Origin of the sequence: Micromonospora sp. NPDC049102 (genome assembly GCF_043197485.1) — a bacterium.
In the GTDB taxonomy this organism is placed as follows: Bacteria; Actinomycetota; Actinomycetes; order Mycobacteriales; family Micromonosporaceae; genus Micromonospora.
In genome coordinates this window covers 96,230-112,794 of sequence record NZ_JBICTE010000020.1, presented here as the reverse complement: position 1 = coordinate 112,794, position 16,565 = coordinate 96,230, and the positions used below count along the sequence as shown (strand labels likewise).

The following is a 16,565-nucleotide window of genomic DNA, read 5'->3' as shown; positions in this document are numbered from 1 at the left end:
CACGGGCCCGCGAGCGACGGTTCACCAGCGGCCGAAACGGCCGGTCCTCTCGGCCTCCGCAGGCCGGCCAGGGGCTTTGACACACGGCCTAGCGGGAGCGCGCTTCGTCGGTGTTGGCGCGGTAGCCGCTGGCCTGTAGTTCGAACAGCTCGCGGTAGAGGCCCCCGGCCGCCATCAGCTCGTCGTGGTTGCCCTGCTGGACGAGGCGGCCACGGTCCATCACGAAGATCCGGTCGGCGTGCCGGACGTTCGCCAACCGGTGGGTGATCAGGACGACCGCGCGGTCGGCTCGACGGCGCAGGTGCTGGAACAGGGCGTGTTCGGCGCGGGCGTCCAGGGCCGCTGACGGCTCGTCGCAGATCAGCAGGGCGGCGTCGCGGTAGAGGCCCCGCGCGGCGACCAGCCGTTGCCACTGCCCGCCGGACAGCTCGTGACCGTTCTTGAACTCCCGGTCGAGCAGGGTGTCGTAGCCGTGCGGCAGACCGACGATCATGTCGTGGGCGGCGGCCGCGTCGGCCGCCTCCTGCACGCTGGGGCCGGGGCGGTCGGGCGTACGGTCGTGCCGGCCCACGCGGATGTTCTGACCCGCCGTGAACGGGAACTTCCAGTACTCCTGCGTCATCACGGCGACCTGCGCGCCGAGCGTACGCGGATCAAGCTCGGCGGCGTCGACGCCGTCCCAGCGGATCGTTCCGCCGGTCGGCTGGTAGAGCCCGGCGATCAGCTTGGCGAGGGTGGTCTTACCGGAGCCGTTCTCGCCGACCAGCGCGATCACCTCGCCGCGCCGGATCGCCAGGCTGACCCGGTCGACCGCAGGGGCGTCGGTGTCGGGGTAGCGCAGGCTCACGTCGCGCAGGTCGATCGTGTCGACACCGTCGACCGTCCGGCTGCCGCCGACGGGCACGCGCTCCTGCGCCCGGGTCAGGAAATCCCGGTAGTCCTGGTAGTAGAGGGCGTCCTCGTACAGCGAGTTGGTGGCGACGACCGCGACGCCCAGGCTGGTCCGGGCGGACTGGAGGGCGAGCAGGGCGGTGGCCGCGGCGGCGAGGGCGACCATGTTGGCGAGCAGCAGGCCGCCGAGCACCGCGTACACGCCGAAGGTGGCCAGGCCCGCCACGGTGGCGCCGGCCACACGGGTGCCGGTCTGCGAACGCACCAGCCGCAGCTGGGCGCGAGTCTCGACGGCCATCACGCCCCGGTACTCGGCGAGCAGGAAGTCACGCATCTGGTAGGCGCGCACCTCGGCGGCGGTGTGCCGGTTGGCCATCAGGTGGGCGAGCATCCACATCCGCCGCCGTCGGGTGATCCGGGCGAGCATCGCCAGGTACTCCCGGCGGGCCATCCGTACGGCCGTGATCGCCTGGGGCACCGCCGCGAGCAGCAGGCACGGCAGCAGCAACGGCTGGATGACGGTCACCGCGACGGCGGTGGCGAGCATCCCGACGACGCCGGTGACCAGGTTGACGGTGTGGTCGACGATCCACGCCGCCTCGCCCATTCCCCGGTCGCGGACGCGGTCCATCTCCTCGGCGAACCCGGCGTCGTCGAACGCGGCCAGGTCCACCGCCGTGGTGGCCTCGAACAGCCGCAGCTCCACCTGGTAGTTGATCTGAGGGGTGAGCCGGGCCTGTGCCCAACCGGCGGCGATCGTCAGGCCGCCGCGCGACGACACCGCCGTCGCGGCCACGATCAGCGCCGGCAGGGCGGAGCGCACCCGGTCCGGGGTCGGTCCGGCCGCGAAGAGTTCCCGCAGCACGCTGGTCGTGGCGAGCAGCCCGAAGGTCGTCATCACCCCGGCCGCGACGTTCAGGCCGATGGAGGCGACAGTGTCCACGCGGTTGGTGGCCCAGGCCAGAGCGACCGCCTCACGCACCAACCTCGGCAGCCGCCGGGCCACCGCCCAGAAACTGGTGTGCGCGAACGTCTTCGCGTGATGCATCCAGACGGCGTCCTCCAGCTCCGGCAGCACGGAGCCGTCGTCGAGAGGGTCGACCGGCTGGTCGTCGTGGGGCGCGGTACGCGGGCGGGCCATCGAGTCCACGGACGCTCCTCGGGGGGCGGGAAGCACGGACGCCGCCCGAGACTACTGCCCGCAACCGCTCGATGTCTTTAGGTAGTCGGCGTGTCAGGGCAGCGCGGTCACGTCCTCGGTGATCGGCAGCAGGACCCGGAAGGTGGTGTGCCCGGGCTCGGTCTCCACCCGGATGTCGCCATGGTGCTTGTTGACCACGATCCGGTACGAGATGTCCAGCCCCAGTCCGGTGCCCGCCCCGACGGGCTTGGTGGTGAAGAACGGCTCGAAGATGCGGGGGCGCACCTCCGGCGGGATACCGGGGCCGGTGTCGGTGACCTCCACCGCCAGCAGGTCACCGACCTGCCCGGTGCGGACGGTCAGCACGCCCTTCTCCCCCATCGCGCCCAGCGCGTTGTCGATGAGGTTGGTCCACACCTGGTTCAGCTCCGCCGCGTACGCCGGGATGGGCGGGAGGCTGCGGTCGTACTCGCGGACGAGCTTGACCTCGGCGGGGATCTTGCCCTTGAACATGACGAGCGTCGCGTCGAGCAGGTCGTGCACGTCCACCACCCGGTGCGGCGCGCGATCCAGCTGGGAGTACTGCTTCGCCGCGCCCACCAGGCCCGAGATCCGGGTCACCGCGTCGCCGATCTCGCGCATCAACAGTTCGGTGTCGACGGTGTACGACAGCCAGCGCACCGCGGCCTCCAGGTCCGCCGGGCCGACGGCCGCCTTCACCTGGCCGAGCCAGGCCGCGTCCAGACCGCCGGCGACCAGGATGGGTGCCAGGTCCCACGCGCCACCGACACCGTGCTCCTCCAGCCAGTCGGTGAGCAGGTCCTCGGCGTCGGCGGTGGCGACCGGGCTCAGCTTCGGCGCTGTCGCCACCCGGGCGACCGCCTCCTCCTGCAACGCGACCAGCCCGTGCAACGCCCGGCCGTCCAGCCGCCCGTCGGCGATCATCGCGAGCTTGTGCCGCATACCCGCTACCCGGTCGCGCAGCACCGACGTCGCCCGCACCGCCGCCGCGGCCGGATTGTTCAGCTCGTGGGTCAGCCCCGCCGAGAGCGAACCGAGCGCCAGCAGCCGCTCCCGCTCGCCCACGATGGTCTGGCTGTCGCGCATGCCGAAGAACAGCCCCTCCAACAGGTGCATCGGCATCGGGAACCAGGACCGCAGGGCGTGCGCGAAGTCCTCCGCCGGCAGCACGAAGAACTCGGCGTCGACCACCGCGCGCAGGCTGTTGCGGTACGTCTGCTCGACCTGGTCACCGAGGTACGCCTGCGTGGCGCCGCCGTACACGCCACGCTGGTCGGTGCGGCTGACCTCGACGTCGTCCCCACGGACCTGACGGCTCAGCGACACCGCGCCGTGCAGCAGCACGAAGAAGCAGGTGGCAGCCTCACCCTCGCCGTACACGAGGGTGCCGCCGGCGCGCTGCTCCACACGGCCGTGCTCGGCCAGCCAGTCGAGCTGTGCGTCGTCGAGTGCCTCGAACAGGAACAGGTCACGTAGCTGCGCCGGCGTCAGCCGATCGGATTCGCTGGTCACGGCATCTCCTTCGTTCGCGACTGCGGGGCTCGCAAACCCGGCTCACTCCTCGCGCTCACTGGGCCTCGAGGTAACGGTGCACGAGCGACACGGCCATCGCACCCTCGCCGACCGCCGAGGCGACCCGTTTGACCGACTCGGCGCGGACGTCACCGGCGGCGAACACCCCCGGCACGCTGGTCTCCAGGTGGTAGGGGTCGCGGGACAACGACCAGCCGGCCGGGCGCCGACCACCGGCCAGCAGGTCCGGGCCCGTGACGATGAAGCCCCGCCCGTCGCGCACGAGCACCCCGTCCAGCCACTCGGTACGCGGCTCGGCGCCGATGAAGATGAACAACCAGGAGGTGTCGACCGTTCGGCTCTGCCCGGTGCGGGTGTCGCAGAGGGTGAGCCGTTCCAGGTGGTCGTCGCCGGTCGCCCCGACCACCGCGGTGTGCGGGTGCACGGTGATCTGGTCGATGCGCTCCAACTGGTCGATCAGGTACCGCGACATCGACGCCGTCAGGTCCGCGCCACGGATCAGCAGGTGGACGCGGGCGGCGTACCGGGAGAAGTGCACGGCCGCCTGGCCGGCCGAGTTGGCCCCGCCCACGATGTAGACATCCTGGTTGACGCAGCTCGGCGCCTCGGTGGCGGCCGCGCCGTAGAACACTCCCCGACCGGTGAAGTCGGCCAGCCCGGGGGCGTCGAGCACCCGGTACGACACGCCCGTCGCCAGCACCACCGTGTGCGCGGCGATCTCGCTGCCGTCGCCGAAGCGCAGCAGCCGGGCGCCGCCGGCCTCGCTGAGGCCGACCACCTCGCGGGCGCTGAGCAGCTCCGCGCCGAACTTCACCGCCTGCCGGCGGGCCCGGTCGGTCAACTGCGCGCCGGAGACGCCGTCCGGAAAGCCGAGGTAGTTCTCGATCCGGCTGCTCTGCCCCGCCTGCCCACCCGTGGCCCGCCGCTCGACGAGCACGGTCCGCAGCCCCTCGGACGCGCCGTAGACGGCCGAGCCGAGGCCCGCCGGACCGCCGCCGATCACCACGAGGTCGTAGAAGTCGGAAGCCGGCACCACTGTCAACCCGGCCAGCGCGGCCAGCTCGGCCTCGCTGGGGGCGACCAGCGCCTTACCCTCGGCGGTCACCACCAGGGGTACGTCCGCCTCGGTGGCCCCGGCCGCGTCGAGCAGCCGGGCGCCCTCGGGGTCGTCGGACAACAACCAGCGGTACGGCACGAGGTTGCGGGCCAGGAAGTCACGGACCTTGAACGACGGCGCCGACCAGCGGTGCCCGACCACCCGGATCTCGGTGCTCGTCGCGTCCGGGGTGACCGACCACGCCTCGAGCAGACCGTCGACGACCGGGTACAGCTTCTCCTCCGGCGGGTGCCAGGGCTTGAGCAGGTAGTGGTCCAGGTCGACCACGTTGATCGCCTCGATCGCCGCGTCGGTGTCCGCGTACGCGGTGAGCAGCACCCGGCGGGCGGCCGGGAAGATGTCCATGGCCGCCTCGAGGAACTCGACGCCGGTCATCTCCGGCATCCGGTGGTCGGCCAGCAGCAGCGCCACCTGCTCGCCGCGCAGTTTGACCTCCCGCAGCGCGTCCAGCGCCTCCGGGCCGGAGGCGGCGCGCAGTACCCGGTAACGGTCGCCGTAGCGGCGCCGGATGTCCCGGGCCACCGCGCGGGACACCGCGGGATCGTCGTCGACGGTCAGGATCACCGGGTTTGCCATGGCGCCAATAGAACCACCTCCCGAGGTCGAATCGCACCACCGCGTGGGCAGCGACGCAGGCGTGACACGGTCCGGGACGGGTAAGCCGCGTCGCCGCGGCCGGCCGACGCCGTCGACCGCCGGCTGTCGCACACCTGCGGAGGGCCCATGGCGGACGCGTCGCCGACCGAACCGACCGGTCGGATCGTGGAGCTGCGGGTGCACGGCGTCTCGGGCGCGGGCGCCGACCAGGTGCTCGACCGGCCGCACGTCCACCAGGTCGCCGGAGACCGCAGCGGCGGGTTCTACCGCCCTCGACCGGGCTACCCGGACTCGACCGGCACGGACGGCGTGACGCTGGAGGCGTACCGCTGGAGTGACCTTCCGTCCGGCACGGCCGTACGGACGCTGTCGCTGGTGTTCCTGCTGCCCTTCATGCTCTGCAACGTGGCGCTCTGGATGCGCCCGGCCAACGATTCGGCGAAGCACGCCGTCGTCGCGTTGGGTCGGGTGCTCGCACTCACCCTCACGATGCTCTACGTGCTGTCCATCGTCGGGGTGGCGGTGGACCTCACCGCCTGGCGGTGCATGGGCACGCCGAGCTGCCTGGACGGACGCAACTGGCTGTCCTGGCTCGGCGGACGTTCGCCCGGCGTACGCCTGGGTGTGCTGGCCCTGGTGCCGGTCGCGGCCATCGGGATCGTGTGGTCGCTGGCCGCCCGGCCGAGCCACTCGTTCGACGCCTTCCGCACCGGCGCGGTCCGGGAGACCTCCGTCTCGGAGTTGAGCGCGGTCGGCCAGTGGGACGGCACTCCGGTCGTGGGGCGGCTGCGTTCGGTGCACGTCGCGGCGGCGTTCGCCACGCTGGACGGCAGCCTGCTGGCCGCCTGGAACAGCGAGAACTCGTCGTGGGTGCGGGCGGCCCTCGCGGTGGCGACGGGCGGGGTGCTGCTCGCCTGCCTGGTCCTGCTGACCTGGGTACGGGGTATGGACCAGACCAGACCCGTGCCCGGCTTGGAGGGCGTCACGCGCGGGCTCCGCACGATCGCCTGCGGCCTGACGATCCTGGTGATCGCGTACACCCTGGCCAGTGGCGAGCCCTGGCCGCACAGCGAGATGCTGCCCGGCTACGGCGCCATCGTGGCCTGGTTGTTCGTCAGCCAGACCTTCCTGCTGGTCATCCTCGCGGCGACGGTGCTCTGGGCGCGCGGCGGCGGACGGCGTGCGGACGGACAACGGCTCCCGCGGCTGCGCGCGCTGGGCGCGCCGGTCTTCGTCACGGTCGCCGCCGGACTCGCGGTCGCGTTCTCCGCCGAGTTGGTCTACCGCGTGGCGGACGTGTTGGACCGCGACGGGCGGCACGTCAGCCGGTCCGCGTTCGGCCCGCCACTGGCGTACAAGTGGGCGATTTTCGGGTTCTTCCTGGCGGTGGCGGCGGCGGTGCTGGTGGGCGTGCTGGTCACGGTCGCGACCCGCGCCAGCCGGTGGCGGGCCGCGCGGGCGATCGTGGCCGCGGACTTCCCGGACGCGCCGCCGGAGGCGGCGACGCGGCTGCGACGGGTCGAGCAGGCGGTCGCCCGGGCCCGGTTCACCGACTGCGTGGAACCCCTCGCCGTGGTCTACGCCGGGTTCGCCGCGGTCGGGCTGGCCACCAGCCTGCTCGGCCTGTTGCAGCTCTATCCCGGCGACCTGTTCCAGGCGTACCTCGGTGTGCCCGACAGCTTCGTCACCTTCCTCATCGGGGCGGGCAACTACGCGATCGCCGCGATCCTGATCGGGCTCGTGATCGGCGGCATCTTCGCCTACCGGACGGCCGGGTTCCGCCGGTACGTGGGCGTCCTGTGGGACCTGGGCACCTTCTGGCCCCGAGGCGCGCATCCCTTCGCGCCGCCCTGCTACGCCGAACGGGCGGTGCCGGAGTTGACCAAGCGGATCACCTACCTGGTGGACCAGGGCGAGGCGGTGCTGCTGGCGGGACACAGTCACGGCTCGGTGCTGCTCGCGGCCACACTGCTCCAACTGCCGCGGCGGGTCACCGACCGGGTCGCACTGCTCACCTACGGGTCGCCGCTGAGCCGGCTGTACTCGCGGCTGTTCCCCGCCTACGTCGAGACGCGGGTGCTGCGGGACATCGGCGAGCGCATCGGCTGGCGCTGGGTGAACCTGTGGCGCGACACCGACCCGATCGGTGGGTGGATCTTCGCTCCGCACCGGCCCGGGGACACCGCGACGCCGGCCGGGCCGGAGGCCGCGGTGGACCGCCGGTCGACCGACCCGCAGGGCGTCGTCCCGCCGCCCAGCGACAGCGTGCCGCCACCCATCCTCGCTCACCTGCCGTGCGAGTCGCAGGAGGAGTTCACGCAGGCGGTACGGGACCTGACGGCGCGCCTGCGCACCGAGCACCGGACGACGGGTTGAGGCGGTGGCCGGATATCGTCGCCGGGTGAGCCCGTCCCGACAGCCCGAGCGCCGACTGATCGCGTCGAACAAGAAGGCGCGGCACGAGTACGCCGTGCTGCGCACGTACGAGGCCGGCATCGTGCTGGTCGGCACCGAGGTGAAGTCGCTGCGCGAGGGACGGGCGTCGTTGGTGGACGCGTTCGCGCACGAGCGCGACGGCGAGATCATGCTGTACGGGCTGCACATCGCCGAGTACCGCTACGGCACGTGGACCAACCACGCGCCCCGCCGCAACCGCAAGCTGCTGCTGCACCGCTCCGAGATCGGCAAGATCCTCCAGGAGGTCCGCGAGGGCGGCGTGACGCTGGTGCCGCTGTCGATGTACTTCGACAACGGGTGGGCCAAGGTCGAGCTGGCCCTGGCCAAGGGCAAGCGCACGTACGACAAGCGGCAGACCCTCGCCGAGCGCGACGCGAACCGCGAGATCGCCCGGGAGCTGGGCCGACACCTCAAGGGTCACCCCCGCCGCCCCTGACCGAAGGCCGGGTCTGAGCCGGCTCGCACCTGCGGCTGATAGCGCCTCTTTGACGCGCAGAATCAGCCCTTCTCGGCCCTGTGCCCTCGCAGATGCGGACGCTATGGTGGTCCGGTGACGACCTTCCGGATCGGCGCGGCGGCCGACCTGCTCGGCGTCAGCGCCGACACGATCCGCCGCTGGGTGGACGCCGGGCGGCTGACCGCCGGGCGCGACGAGCACGGCCACCGCGTCATCGGCGGCGTCGATCTCGCGGCGTTCGCCCGGGCACAGGCCGCCGACCCGGACCCGGGCGTCGGGATCTCCTCGGCCCGCAACCGCCTGCGCGGCATCGTGGTCGACGTCCGCAAGGACACGGTGATGGCACAGGTCGACATCCAGGCCGGCCCGTTCCGGGTCGTGTCGTTGATGAGCCGGGAGGCCGTGGACGACCTCGACCTGCGGGTCGGTTCGGTCGCCGTCGCCGTGATCAAGTCGACGACGGTGGTGGTGGAGTGCCCCGCGCCCACCGCCCCTTCCGGAGCGAGGGTGCACGGATGAACCGTCGGGCCCGATGTGTCGCGGCGGCACTGGTGGTGGCCGTGCTGGCGACCGCCGGTTGCGATCGAGCCGGCGACCCGGCAACCGGGGGTGACACCCCGGACGGTCGCGTCGCCGGCACGGTGACCGTGTTCGCCGCCGCCTCGCTGACCGAGTCGTTCACCCGCATCGCCAGGGGCTTCGAGGCCGCCAACCCGGGCGTCACCGTCACCCTCAACCTGGCCGGCAGCTCGGCCCTGGCCAACCAGATCACCCAGGGCGCCCCGGCGGACGTCTTCGCCTCGGCCGCGCCGAAGAACATGGCGACCGTGACGGACGCCGGCGAGGCCGACGGCACGCCGTTCGTCTTCGCCCGCAACCAACTGGTGATCGCGGTGCCCAGCGGCAACCCGAAGGGCGTGACCGGCCTCGCCGACCTCGCCCGGGCGGGAGTGAAGGTCGCGCTCTGCGCCGACCAGGTGCCCTGCGGCGCGGCGGCGCGTACCGCCCTGACCGCGGCCGGGATCACGTTGACGCCGGTCACCCTCGAACAGGACGTCAAGGGTGCGCTGGCCAAGGTCAAGCTCGGCGAGGTCGACGCCGCCCTCGTCTACCGCACGGACGCCCACGCCGCGAGCACCGACGTCACCGGCGTCGAGTTCCCCGAGTCGACGCGGGCGATCAACGACTATCCGATCGTCGCGCTGAAGGGCGCGCCGAACCGGGCTGGCGCGCGGGCCTTCGTCGCGTACGTCCGCTCGGCGTCGGCACAGGCGGTCCTCGCCGAGGCGGGGTTCCAGGCGGCTTCGTGAACCTGGTCCGCGATCACACCACTGCCCGACGACGGGGGCGGGTGCCGGCGGGGCTGCTGATCCCGGCCGGGCTGGGCCTGCTCTTCCTCGTCCTGCCGCTGGCCGGGCTGGTGGTCCGGGCGCCGTGGACGACGCTGCCGCAGCGGCTCACCGCGCCGGGGGCGTTGACGGCGCTGCGCCTGTCGGTGCAGACCGCCACCCTGGCCACGCTGCTCTGCCTGCTGCTCGGGGTACCCCTGGCATGGCTGCTGGCCCGGGTCGGGTTTCCCGGCCGCCGGCTGGTCCGCGCCCTGGTCACCGTGCCGCTGGTGCTGCCGCCGGTGGTCGGAGGCGTGGCGCTCTTGCTGGTCTTCGGCCGGCGCGGGCTGCTCGGCGGCTGGCTCGACGCCACGTTCGGCATCACCCTGCCCTTCACGACCGCGGGCGTCGTCCTGGCGGAGGCGTTCGTCGCCATGCCGTTCCTCGTCATCGCCGTGGAGGGCGCGTTACGCGCCGCCGACCACCGCTACGAGGAAGCCGCCGCGACTCTGGGTGCCAGCCGGTGGACCACCTTCACCCATGTCACGTTGCCGCTGGTGGCGCCCGGGCTCGCCGCCGGTGCGGTGCTGTGCTGGGCGCGGGCGCTCGGCGAGTTCGGGGCCACCATCACCTTCGCCGGCAACTATCCGGGACGTACGCAGACGATGCCCTTGGCCGTCTACCTGGCGCTGGAGACCGACCTGGAGTCCGCGATCGTGCTCAGCCTGGTGCTGCTGATCGTCTCGGTGGGCATCCTTGCCGCGTTGCGGGACCGCTGGATGGCTGCTCCGTGACCACGCCGCCGCTGGACGACCGGCCCGTGACCACGCCGCTGCTGGCGGCCCGGCTGGTCGTCGACCGGGGCGACTTCCGGCTCGACGTGCCGCTGCGGGTCGAGCCCGGCGAGGTCGTCGCGTTGCTCGGACCGAACGGGGCGGGCAAGACCACCGCGCTACGTGCGCTGGCCGGGCTGCACCCGCTCACCGCCGGTCACGTCACCCTCGGCGGTGTCGACCTGGACCGGCCGGCGACACGCGGGTGGGTGCCGACCGAGCGCCGGCCGATCGGCGTGGTCTTCCAGGACTACCTACTCTTTCCGCACCTCAGCGCGCTGGACAACGTGGCCTTCGGGCCACGCCGGCACGGCGTCGACCGGAGAGCGGCGCGGACCACGGCCCAGGACTGGCTCGACCGGGTGGGCCTCGCCGACCAGGCGCGCCGTAAGCCCCGCCAGCTGTCCGGCGGGCAGGCGCAGCGTGTGGCGCTGGCCCGTGCCCTCGCCGTCGGACCATCGCTGCTGCTGCTCGACGAGCCGCTGGCCGCCCTGGACGCCCGTACCCGCCTGGAGACCCGCGCGGAGCTGCACCGTCACCTGGCCGCGCACCCGGGCGCCACGGTACTGGTCACCCACGATCCGTTGGACGCGTTGGCGTTGGCCGACCGCCTGGTCATCGTCGAGGGTGGGCGCGTCGTCCAGGAGGGCGACGGCCCGAGCGTCACGGCACGCCCGCGCACCGACTACGTGGCGCGCCTGGTCGGACTGAACCTCTATCGGGGGCGGGCCGAGGGCCACGGGGTACGTGTCGCGCCGGAGCTGACCCTCAGCGTGGCCGACCGCCTCGACGGCGACGCGTTCGTCGCGTTCCGCCCGGCGGCGGTGGCCCTGCACCCGTCACGGCCCGAGGGCAGCCCTCGCAACACGTGGGCGGGGACGGTGACCGGTGTCCAACGACACGGTGACAACGTGCGGGTGCAGGTGGACGGGCCGGTCGGCGTCGCCGCCGACGTCACGCCGGCTGCGGCGGCCCAGCTTCGGCTGATTCCTGGCCAGCGTGTCTGGGTGGCGGTCAAGGCGACCGAGACACACGCCTACCCCGCCACGACCTGACGCTGCCGCCACCTCGGCTTCGGTGTGTTCGCGGCGGTGTCGGCCTGCGGCGCGCGGGTGGTCAGTCGGCGAGCAGGTCGGCGTGCGCGGCGCGCAGCCGAGCCAGCGCCGGGTCGCTGCCCGGGACGACCCGACGGTCCAGCTCGGCCCACACCTCGGCCAGCGCCGCGCGGACCGCGCCCAGCTCGGCGGCGTGCCGCTGGCTGCTGCGGCGGTGCTGCTCGTCGAGGCGGCGGGCCCAGCCGGCGGTGACCGCGGCGAGCCGGTCGGCGTCGGCGCGGGCCTGGGCGGCGCTGCGGGCAGCGGCGGCGGGAACGATGGCGGCGACCGGGCGGGGATCGCCGTCGCGGGTGACGACGGTGACCGCGTCGGTCAGCTCGGCCAACGCGACGAGCTGGCTGAACCGGGTGCGCGCCTCGCGCAGCGGCACAGAACGCGGCGGGTCGGGATGCGGGGTGAGCGCGGGGATGGCCATGAATGGATAATGCCGCCCGGGTACGACAGAAATCCGCTGTCGTCAGTGGATGGTGGGCGGTACCGGTGTGGGCTGGGCCAGCCACTCGTCGGCCAGCACGGACCAGATCTCCAGGTCGACCCGCCCGCGCGGGTTCGGGTAGACCTGCCGCAGGGTGCCGTCGTGGCGCAGGCCGAGCCGGCGGGCCAGGGCGATGCTGCGGGTGTTGGCCGCGTTGGTGCGCCACTCGACCCGCTGGATGCCGCGCTCGCGGACCGCCCAGTCGATGATCCGGCGGATCGCGGAGGCCATCAGGCCCCGCCCCTGCGCGTCCGGCTCAAGCCAGCAGCCGACCTCGCAAATGCCCAGCGTGACGTCGAACGACACGAACATGACCCCACCGATCAGGGTCCCGTGCCACCACAGTCCCCAGATGCCGCCGCTGTCGCTGGCCCAGCGATCGGCGTAGCGCTGCAACACCGCGCGGGCCGACGGCAGGTCGGTGGCGACGAAGGTCGGCGACACCCAGGGCCGGATGTGCTCCCGTGACCGGTCGAGGTTGGCGAGGAACTCCTCGGCCCGCCACGGCTCCAGCGGGCGCAGTTCGACCTCGTCGGTGAGCGGCAGGGCGAACACCGGGCCTCCCCCGAAGTTGGCGACGACGGGTAGCAGCGTCCCACAGCCCGGCTGAGTCCTCAGACCGGCAGGTACGTCCGCAGGGCATCAGATGATCATGTGGGTCCAGTAGGTCAGCCAGAGCACGAACAGCGCGCCCTGCACGACCGCGAGCACCGCCGTCAGCCACACGTCGACACTCGCGCGACGGGCCCAGCGGGCCAGCACCAGGGCCACCGGGAACACGGCGAGCAGGTACCGCAGCAGACTCTTGTAGACCGGCGGGCCCATCGACAGCGGCACCAGCACCATGAGCACACCGTAGACCAGATACGGCAGTTCCCGGCGACGGAACCCGGCGGCCAGCACAGCCAGCACGACCAGGGCGAAGAGGACCCGTCCGGCGTGGCGCGGCTCTCCGGCCAGGGCGTCCACCACCACCGGCACCGGGTTCTGCACCTCGATCCCCCAGCCGGCCTTCTGGGCGTGCTGGTAGGCGAACCAGTCCCCGCCACGCCACCGGCAGAACGCCATGAAGGTGAACCACCCCGCGGGCAGCAGCAGCAAGGGCCAGCCGGTCCGCAGGTACGCGAGCAGGGCGCGTGGACCGAGCCGCCAGTCGTGCTGGCGCAGCAGCACCAGCGCCAACGGCAGGGCGACGAGCAGTCCGAGAGATCGGCTCATCGCCAGGAAGTAGCCGACCACCCCGACCAGCAGCCACCGGCGACGCTCGGCGTAGTAGAACGCGGCCAGCGCGAGGCAGACGAACAGCGACTCGGTCAGCGCGGCCTGGAACAGGAAGGCCGTCGGCAGGAGCACCAGGTAGCGGGTGAAGCGGCGGGCCGCGTCCGCGTCGCCCAACAGCAGCTCGGCCAGCCGGTAGCCGTACACCAGCGCGCCCAGGAACGCGACGTTGCTGATCAACAGCAGGGCCAGCGCGTTGTCACCGCCGAGCAGCGCGCCGACCGGCCGGGCGAGGAAGGGGTAGAGCAGCGGAAAGCCGAAGTCCCCCCACGGCCGCCCGGTCAGCGGCAGCTCGCTCAGCCGTAGGTAGAGCAGCGCGTCCCAGGCGAACCAGAAGGAGATCCACCGATGCCCGGAGACCTCGCGCTGCTGCGCCCACATCAGCGCCTCGTCCGGCGGCGGCGCGCCGGGTATGCCGTCCCAGGCGTGCAGGACCAGCAGGCCGAGCAGGGTCAGCACCAGCTTCGCGCCGAGAAACAGCCCGATGAGGTACGACCAGGGCGGCGGCACCCGGCGGACCAGCCGCCCGGCGACCCCGGCCAGCGCCGTCGCGCGCCGCAGGCCGCTCCGCCACCGGTGCATCCGCCCCGCTCCCCCGGTCCGCCGAACCGCCCGCCCTTCTCGTTGTACGCCCCGAAGGACCCCGCGGGAGGAGAAACCCGCCAGGACCAGGAGGTGACAAATCGGGCATAACGGGTAGGCGTGCCGCCTCGACCAGTGGCAGGGAGTACGGGGGCATGAGCGAGCAGCACGGCACGGTGGTCATCGGTGCGGGCCCGGCGGGGCTCACGGCGGCGTACGAGTTGCTCCGCCACGGCCAGCCGGTCCGGGTCTTCGAGGCCGACGAGGTGGTCGGCGGGATCAGCAGGACCGTGGAACGCGACGGGTGGCGCTTCGACATCGGCGGGCACCGGTTCTTCACCAAGGTCCCCCGGGTGGAGGCGTTCTGGCACGAGATCCTGCCGGACGAGGACTTCCTGACCCGACCTCGGATGAGCCGGATCTTCTACCGGGGGGCCCTGTTCAACTATCCGCTCAGCGCGACGAACGCCCTGCGCAACCTGGGACTGCCGGAGGCGGTGCGCTGCCTCGGCTCGTACGCCCGGGCGCGGCTGCGGCCACCCCGCGACCAGTCGCACTTCGAGGGCTGGGTCTCGGCCCGGTTCGGGTGGCGGCTGTACTCGATCTTCTTCAAGACGTACACCGAGAAGGTCTGGGGTATGCCGGCGGACCGGCTGCGGGCCGACTGGGCCGCGCAGCGGATCAAGAACCTGTCGCTTGCCACGGCGATCCGCAACGCGGTGCTGCCGCGCCGCCGCCGCACCGACGTGACCAGCCTGATCGAGGAGTTCCAGTACCCGAAGTACGGGCCGGGGATGATGTGGGAGCGCTGCGCCGAAGAGGTGCGCCGACGCGGCGGGGAGGTGTCGACAGGCACCTGGGTGACCGCCGTGCACCGCGACCCGAAACGACGTCGGGCGATCAGCGTGACGCTCAACGGCGCGGGCGGGCAGCGTACCGAGCCGGCCGACGACGTGATCTCGTCGATGCCGATCTCGGAGCTGGTCGCCGCACTCCGCCCGCCCGCGCCTCCGGAGGTGCTGGCCTGCGCCGCCGACCTGCGCTACCGCGACTTCCTGACCGTCGCCCTGGTGGTGCCGGCCGAGTTCTCGTTCCCCGACAACTGGATCTACGTGCACGACCCGGCGGTGAAGGTGGGCCGGATCCAGAACTTCGGCTCCTGGTCGCCGTACCTCGTCAAGGACGGTCGCACCTGCCTGGGCCTGGAGTACTTCGTCTTCGAGGACGACGAGATGTGGCGTACCCCCGATGTCGATCTCGTGGCCCTGGCCACCGCGGAGCTGGAGCGGTTGGGCCTGGTCCGCCCGGATGTGGTCGAGGCCGGGCACGTCGTGCGCATGCCCAAGGCCTACCCGGTGTACGACGAGCGCTACCAGCACAACGTGGACGTGCTCCGGGCCTGGCTGGCCGAGGCCGTGCCGAACGTGCACCCGGTGGGCCGCAACGGCATGCACCGCTACAACAACCAGGACCATTCCATGCTCACCGCGATGCTGACCGTCGAGAACATCGTCACCGGCAGCACGCACGACGTCTGGTCGGTGAACGTGGAGCAGGACTACCACGAACAGTCGACCGACGACGGCGCGCGCCGGGGCACCGGCCGGGACGCGCCGGTGCTGCCGAGCCGGATCATCGCCGCACCGATCACCGCTCCCGAGGGCGCCCGCGCAGCCGGCGACGGCGGCCGATCCGCGCAGGCGCCGCTGGTCTGAGAGACCCCCCTGTCTTGAGTGGGGACTCACTCATCCAGGCCACCCAGTAGGGTGTCGGGACAGCCCGGCGGCCGGGAGGGTCCATGACGCCAACGCAGGTCTCCATCCACACGGGAATGACCGCAGGTCAGCGGATGGTCCGCAAACTCTGCAAATGGCTCTTCTTCGGCCTGCTCCTCGGCGTCCTGCCGATCGTGTGCCAGACCGGCGTCCTGTGGCTCCAGGGCAACACGTCCGAGGCCATCGACGTCTTCGGTGACGGCGAGTTGTTCTTCCTGGCCGTGGGCCTGTCCACGGCGGCCGTGGGCGATCTCGTGTTCGACCGCAGGATCGACGGGCACGCCGACATCGCCCACGGCCTCGCCATCGCCTCGGCGCTCATCATCATCACGCTGGCGGCCGTCGGTTACGGGGCGGCAAAGACCGTGGACGAGATGTCCGGTCCGGCCACCGCGTTCGCCGCTTCACCGAGCGCCACGGGGCTACCGAAGTCCGTCGGCGCGAACGCCCCCGAGGTGCCCGATGCGATCGGTGGCGTGACGGTCGTGGGCGGCGCACCGGCGACGATCGGCGCACGAGCACCGGAGGATCTCGGGACACCACCGGAGTCGCCGGGTCCGCAGCTGGCGGCCGCCGCCGAGACGGCCGAGGACCGCCGCAACCGCATCACCCACGTCTCCATGTGGGTGCTGCTCTTCGCGATCGTCACCAGCGTGGCCAACGTGGTGCTCTCGGAGAGGTGGTGACGGTGTTCGAGGCGCTGCTGATCGCAGTCGGCGGGTTGACCGCTACCGGTGCGGTCGCCAACACCGTCGCGGCCCTGCTGCGGGCTCGTCGTGGTCGACCGGCGCAGAGCACCGTCGAGGTGACGATGGACGGCAGGACGGTCCGGGTCGAGGGCGCCGACGAGGCCGACATCGCCGAGATCGTCAAGGCCCTCGTGAAGCTCCAGGAGGAGCGCCGTGAGGCGGACGACCGCAGCACCGGCGACCGCGAGGCGGACGACCGCGACAAGGCGTGAGCTG

At 72.4% G+C, this 16,565-nt stretch carries 15 protein-coding genes; 9 read left to right on the top strand and 6 right to left on the bottom strand.

The genetic code is table 11. The annotated features are described in order from the left end of the window. Positions 1 to 88: 88 nt before the first annotated feature. From ACGFH9_RS19925 to ACGFH9_RS19915, 3 genes are all read right to left on the bottom strand, one after another. The gene (locus ACGFH9_RS19925; RefSeq protein ID WP_393221308.1) at positions 89 to 2,032 is read right to left on the bottom strand and encodes an ABC transporter ATP-binding protein; all 1,944 of its coding nucleotides are present in this window, start codon (positions 2,030 to 2,032) and stop codon (positions 89 to 91) included. A 93-nt stretch (positions 2,033 to 2,125) separates the two neighbouring features. Continuing rightward, positions 2,126 to 3,565 (bottom strand): ATP-binding protein, encoded by a 1,440-nt coding sequence (locus ACGFH9_RS19920; protein WP_393221287.1) that lies wholly within the window; start codon positions 3,563 to 3,565, stop codon positions 2,126 to 2,128. Between the two features lie 55 nt (positions 3,566 to 3,620). Continuing rightward, entirely contained in the window at positions 3,621 to 5,279 is a 1,659-nt protein-coding gene (locus ACGFH9_RS19915) for an FAD-dependent oxidoreductase (protein ID WP_393221284.1), read from the bottom strand. 147 nt (positions 5,280 to 5,426) lie between these two features. Between ACGFH9_RS19915 and ACGFH9_RS19910 the strand changes: the two genes are divergently transcribed. The 6 genes from ACGFH9_RS19910 to ACGFH9_RS19885 all read left to right on the top strand — a co-directional run bounded on the left by ACGFH9_RS19910 (position 5,427) and on the right by ACGFH9_RS19885 (position 11,430). Continuing rightward, a complete protein-coding gene (locus tag ACGFH9_RS19910) occupies positions 5,427 to 7,676 on the top strand; it encodes a hypothetical protein (RefSeq protein ID WP_393221281.1) in 2,250 nt (749 codons plus the stop codon). A 25-nt stretch (positions 7,677 to 7,701) separates the two neighbouring features. Further along, complete coding sequence (gene smpB, locus ACGFH9_RS19905; RefSeq protein WP_355246748.1) at positions 7,702 to 8,193, top strand: SsrA-binding protein SmpB; 492 nt, start codon at positions 7,702 to 7,704, stop codon at positions 8,191 to 8,193. A gap of 114 nt (positions 8,194 to 8,307) precedes the next feature. After that, positions 8,308 to 8,733: a molybdopterin-binding protein gene (locus ACGFH9_RS19900; protein ID WP_393221277.1), complete on the top strand. Its 426-nt coding sequence runs from the start codon at positions 8,308 to 8,310 to the stop codon at positions 8,731 to 8,733. Then, complete coding sequence (modA, locus tag ACGFH9_RS19895) at positions 8,730 to 9,524, top strand: molybdate ABC transporter substrate-binding protein (protein WP_393221274.1); 795 nt, start codon at positions 8,730 to 8,732, stop codon at positions 9,522 to 9,524. Before ACGFH9_RS19900 ends, modA begins: the two co-directional genes overlap by 4 nt. Continuing rightward, on the top strand, positions 9,521 to 10,336 hold the full coding sequence (gene modB, locus ACGFH9_RS19890; protein WP_393221271.1) for a molybdate ABC transporter permease subunit: 816 nt from the start codon (positions 9,521 to 9,523) through the stop codon (positions 10,334 to 10,336). The genes modA and modB overlap by 4 nt, the downstream gene beginning before the upstream one ends. Positions 10,337 to 10,362: 26 nt before the next feature. After that, positions 10,363 to 11,430, top strand: coding sequence for an ABC transporter ATP-binding protein (locus tag ACGFH9_RS19885; protein ID WP_393221306.1), 1,068 nt, complete (start codon positions 10,363 to 10,365; stop codon positions 11,428 to 11,430). Positions 11,431 to 11,491: 61 nt separating this feature from the next. Here ACGFH9_RS19885 and ACGFH9_RS19880 read toward each other — a convergent pair whose 3' ends face one another. The 3 genes from ACGFH9_RS19880 to ACGFH9_RS19870 all read right to left on the bottom strand — a co-directional run bounded on the left by ACGFH9_RS19880 (position 11,492) and on the right by ACGFH9_RS19870 (position 13,825). Next, the gene (locus ACGFH9_RS19880) at positions 11,492 to 11,905 is read right to left on the bottom strand and encodes a type II toxin-antitoxin system prevent-host-death family antitoxin (protein ID WP_393221268.1); all 414 of its coding nucleotides are present in this window, start codon (positions 11,903 to 11,905) and stop codon (positions 11,492 to 11,494) included. A gap of 42 nt (positions 11,906 to 11,947) precedes the next feature. After that, positions 11,948 to 12,520, bottom strand: a complete 573-nt coding sequence (locus ACGFH9_RS19875; protein ID WP_393221265.1) for a GNAT family N-acetyltransferase — start codon at positions 12,518 to 12,520, stop codon at positions 11,948 to 11,950. An 87-nt stretch (positions 12,521 to 12,607) separates the two neighbouring features. Further along, entirely contained in the window at positions 12,608 to 13,825 is a 1,218-nt protein-coding gene (locus ACGFH9_RS19870; protein WP_393221262.1) for a hypothetical protein, read from the bottom strand. A gap of 155 nt (positions 13,826 to 13,980) precedes the next feature. On the opposite strand from ACGFH9_RS19870, the gene ACGFH9_RS19865 reads away from it, so the two are divergent. The 3 genes from ACGFH9_RS19865 to ACGFH9_RS19855 all read left to right on the top strand — a co-directional run bounded on the left by ACGFH9_RS19865 (position 13,981) and on the right by ACGFH9_RS19855 (position 16,561). Further along, positions 13,981 to 15,540 (top strand): NAD(P)/FAD-dependent oxidoreductase, encoded by a 1,560-nt coding sequence (locus ACGFH9_RS19865; protein WP_393221260.1) that lies wholly within the window; start codon positions 13,981 to 13,983, stop codon positions 15,538 to 15,540. A gap of 83 nt (positions 15,541 to 15,623) precedes the next feature. Next, positions 15,624 to 16,286, top strand: coding sequence for a hypothetical protein (locus ACGFH9_RS19860; protein WP_393221257.1), 663 nt, complete (start codon positions 15,624 to 15,626; stop codon positions 16,284 to 16,286). Continuing rightward, positions 16,283 to 16,561 carry a hypothetical protein gene (locus ACGFH9_RS19855; protein WP_393221255.1) on the top strand — a complete coding sequence of 93 codons (279 nt, stop codon included), beginning with the start codon at positions 16,283 to 16,285 and terminating at the stop codon, positions 16,559 to 16,561. The genes ACGFH9_RS19860 and ACGFH9_RS19855 overlap by 4 nt, the downstream gene beginning before the upstream one ends. Positions 16,562 to 16,565 lie beyond the last annotated feature (4 nt).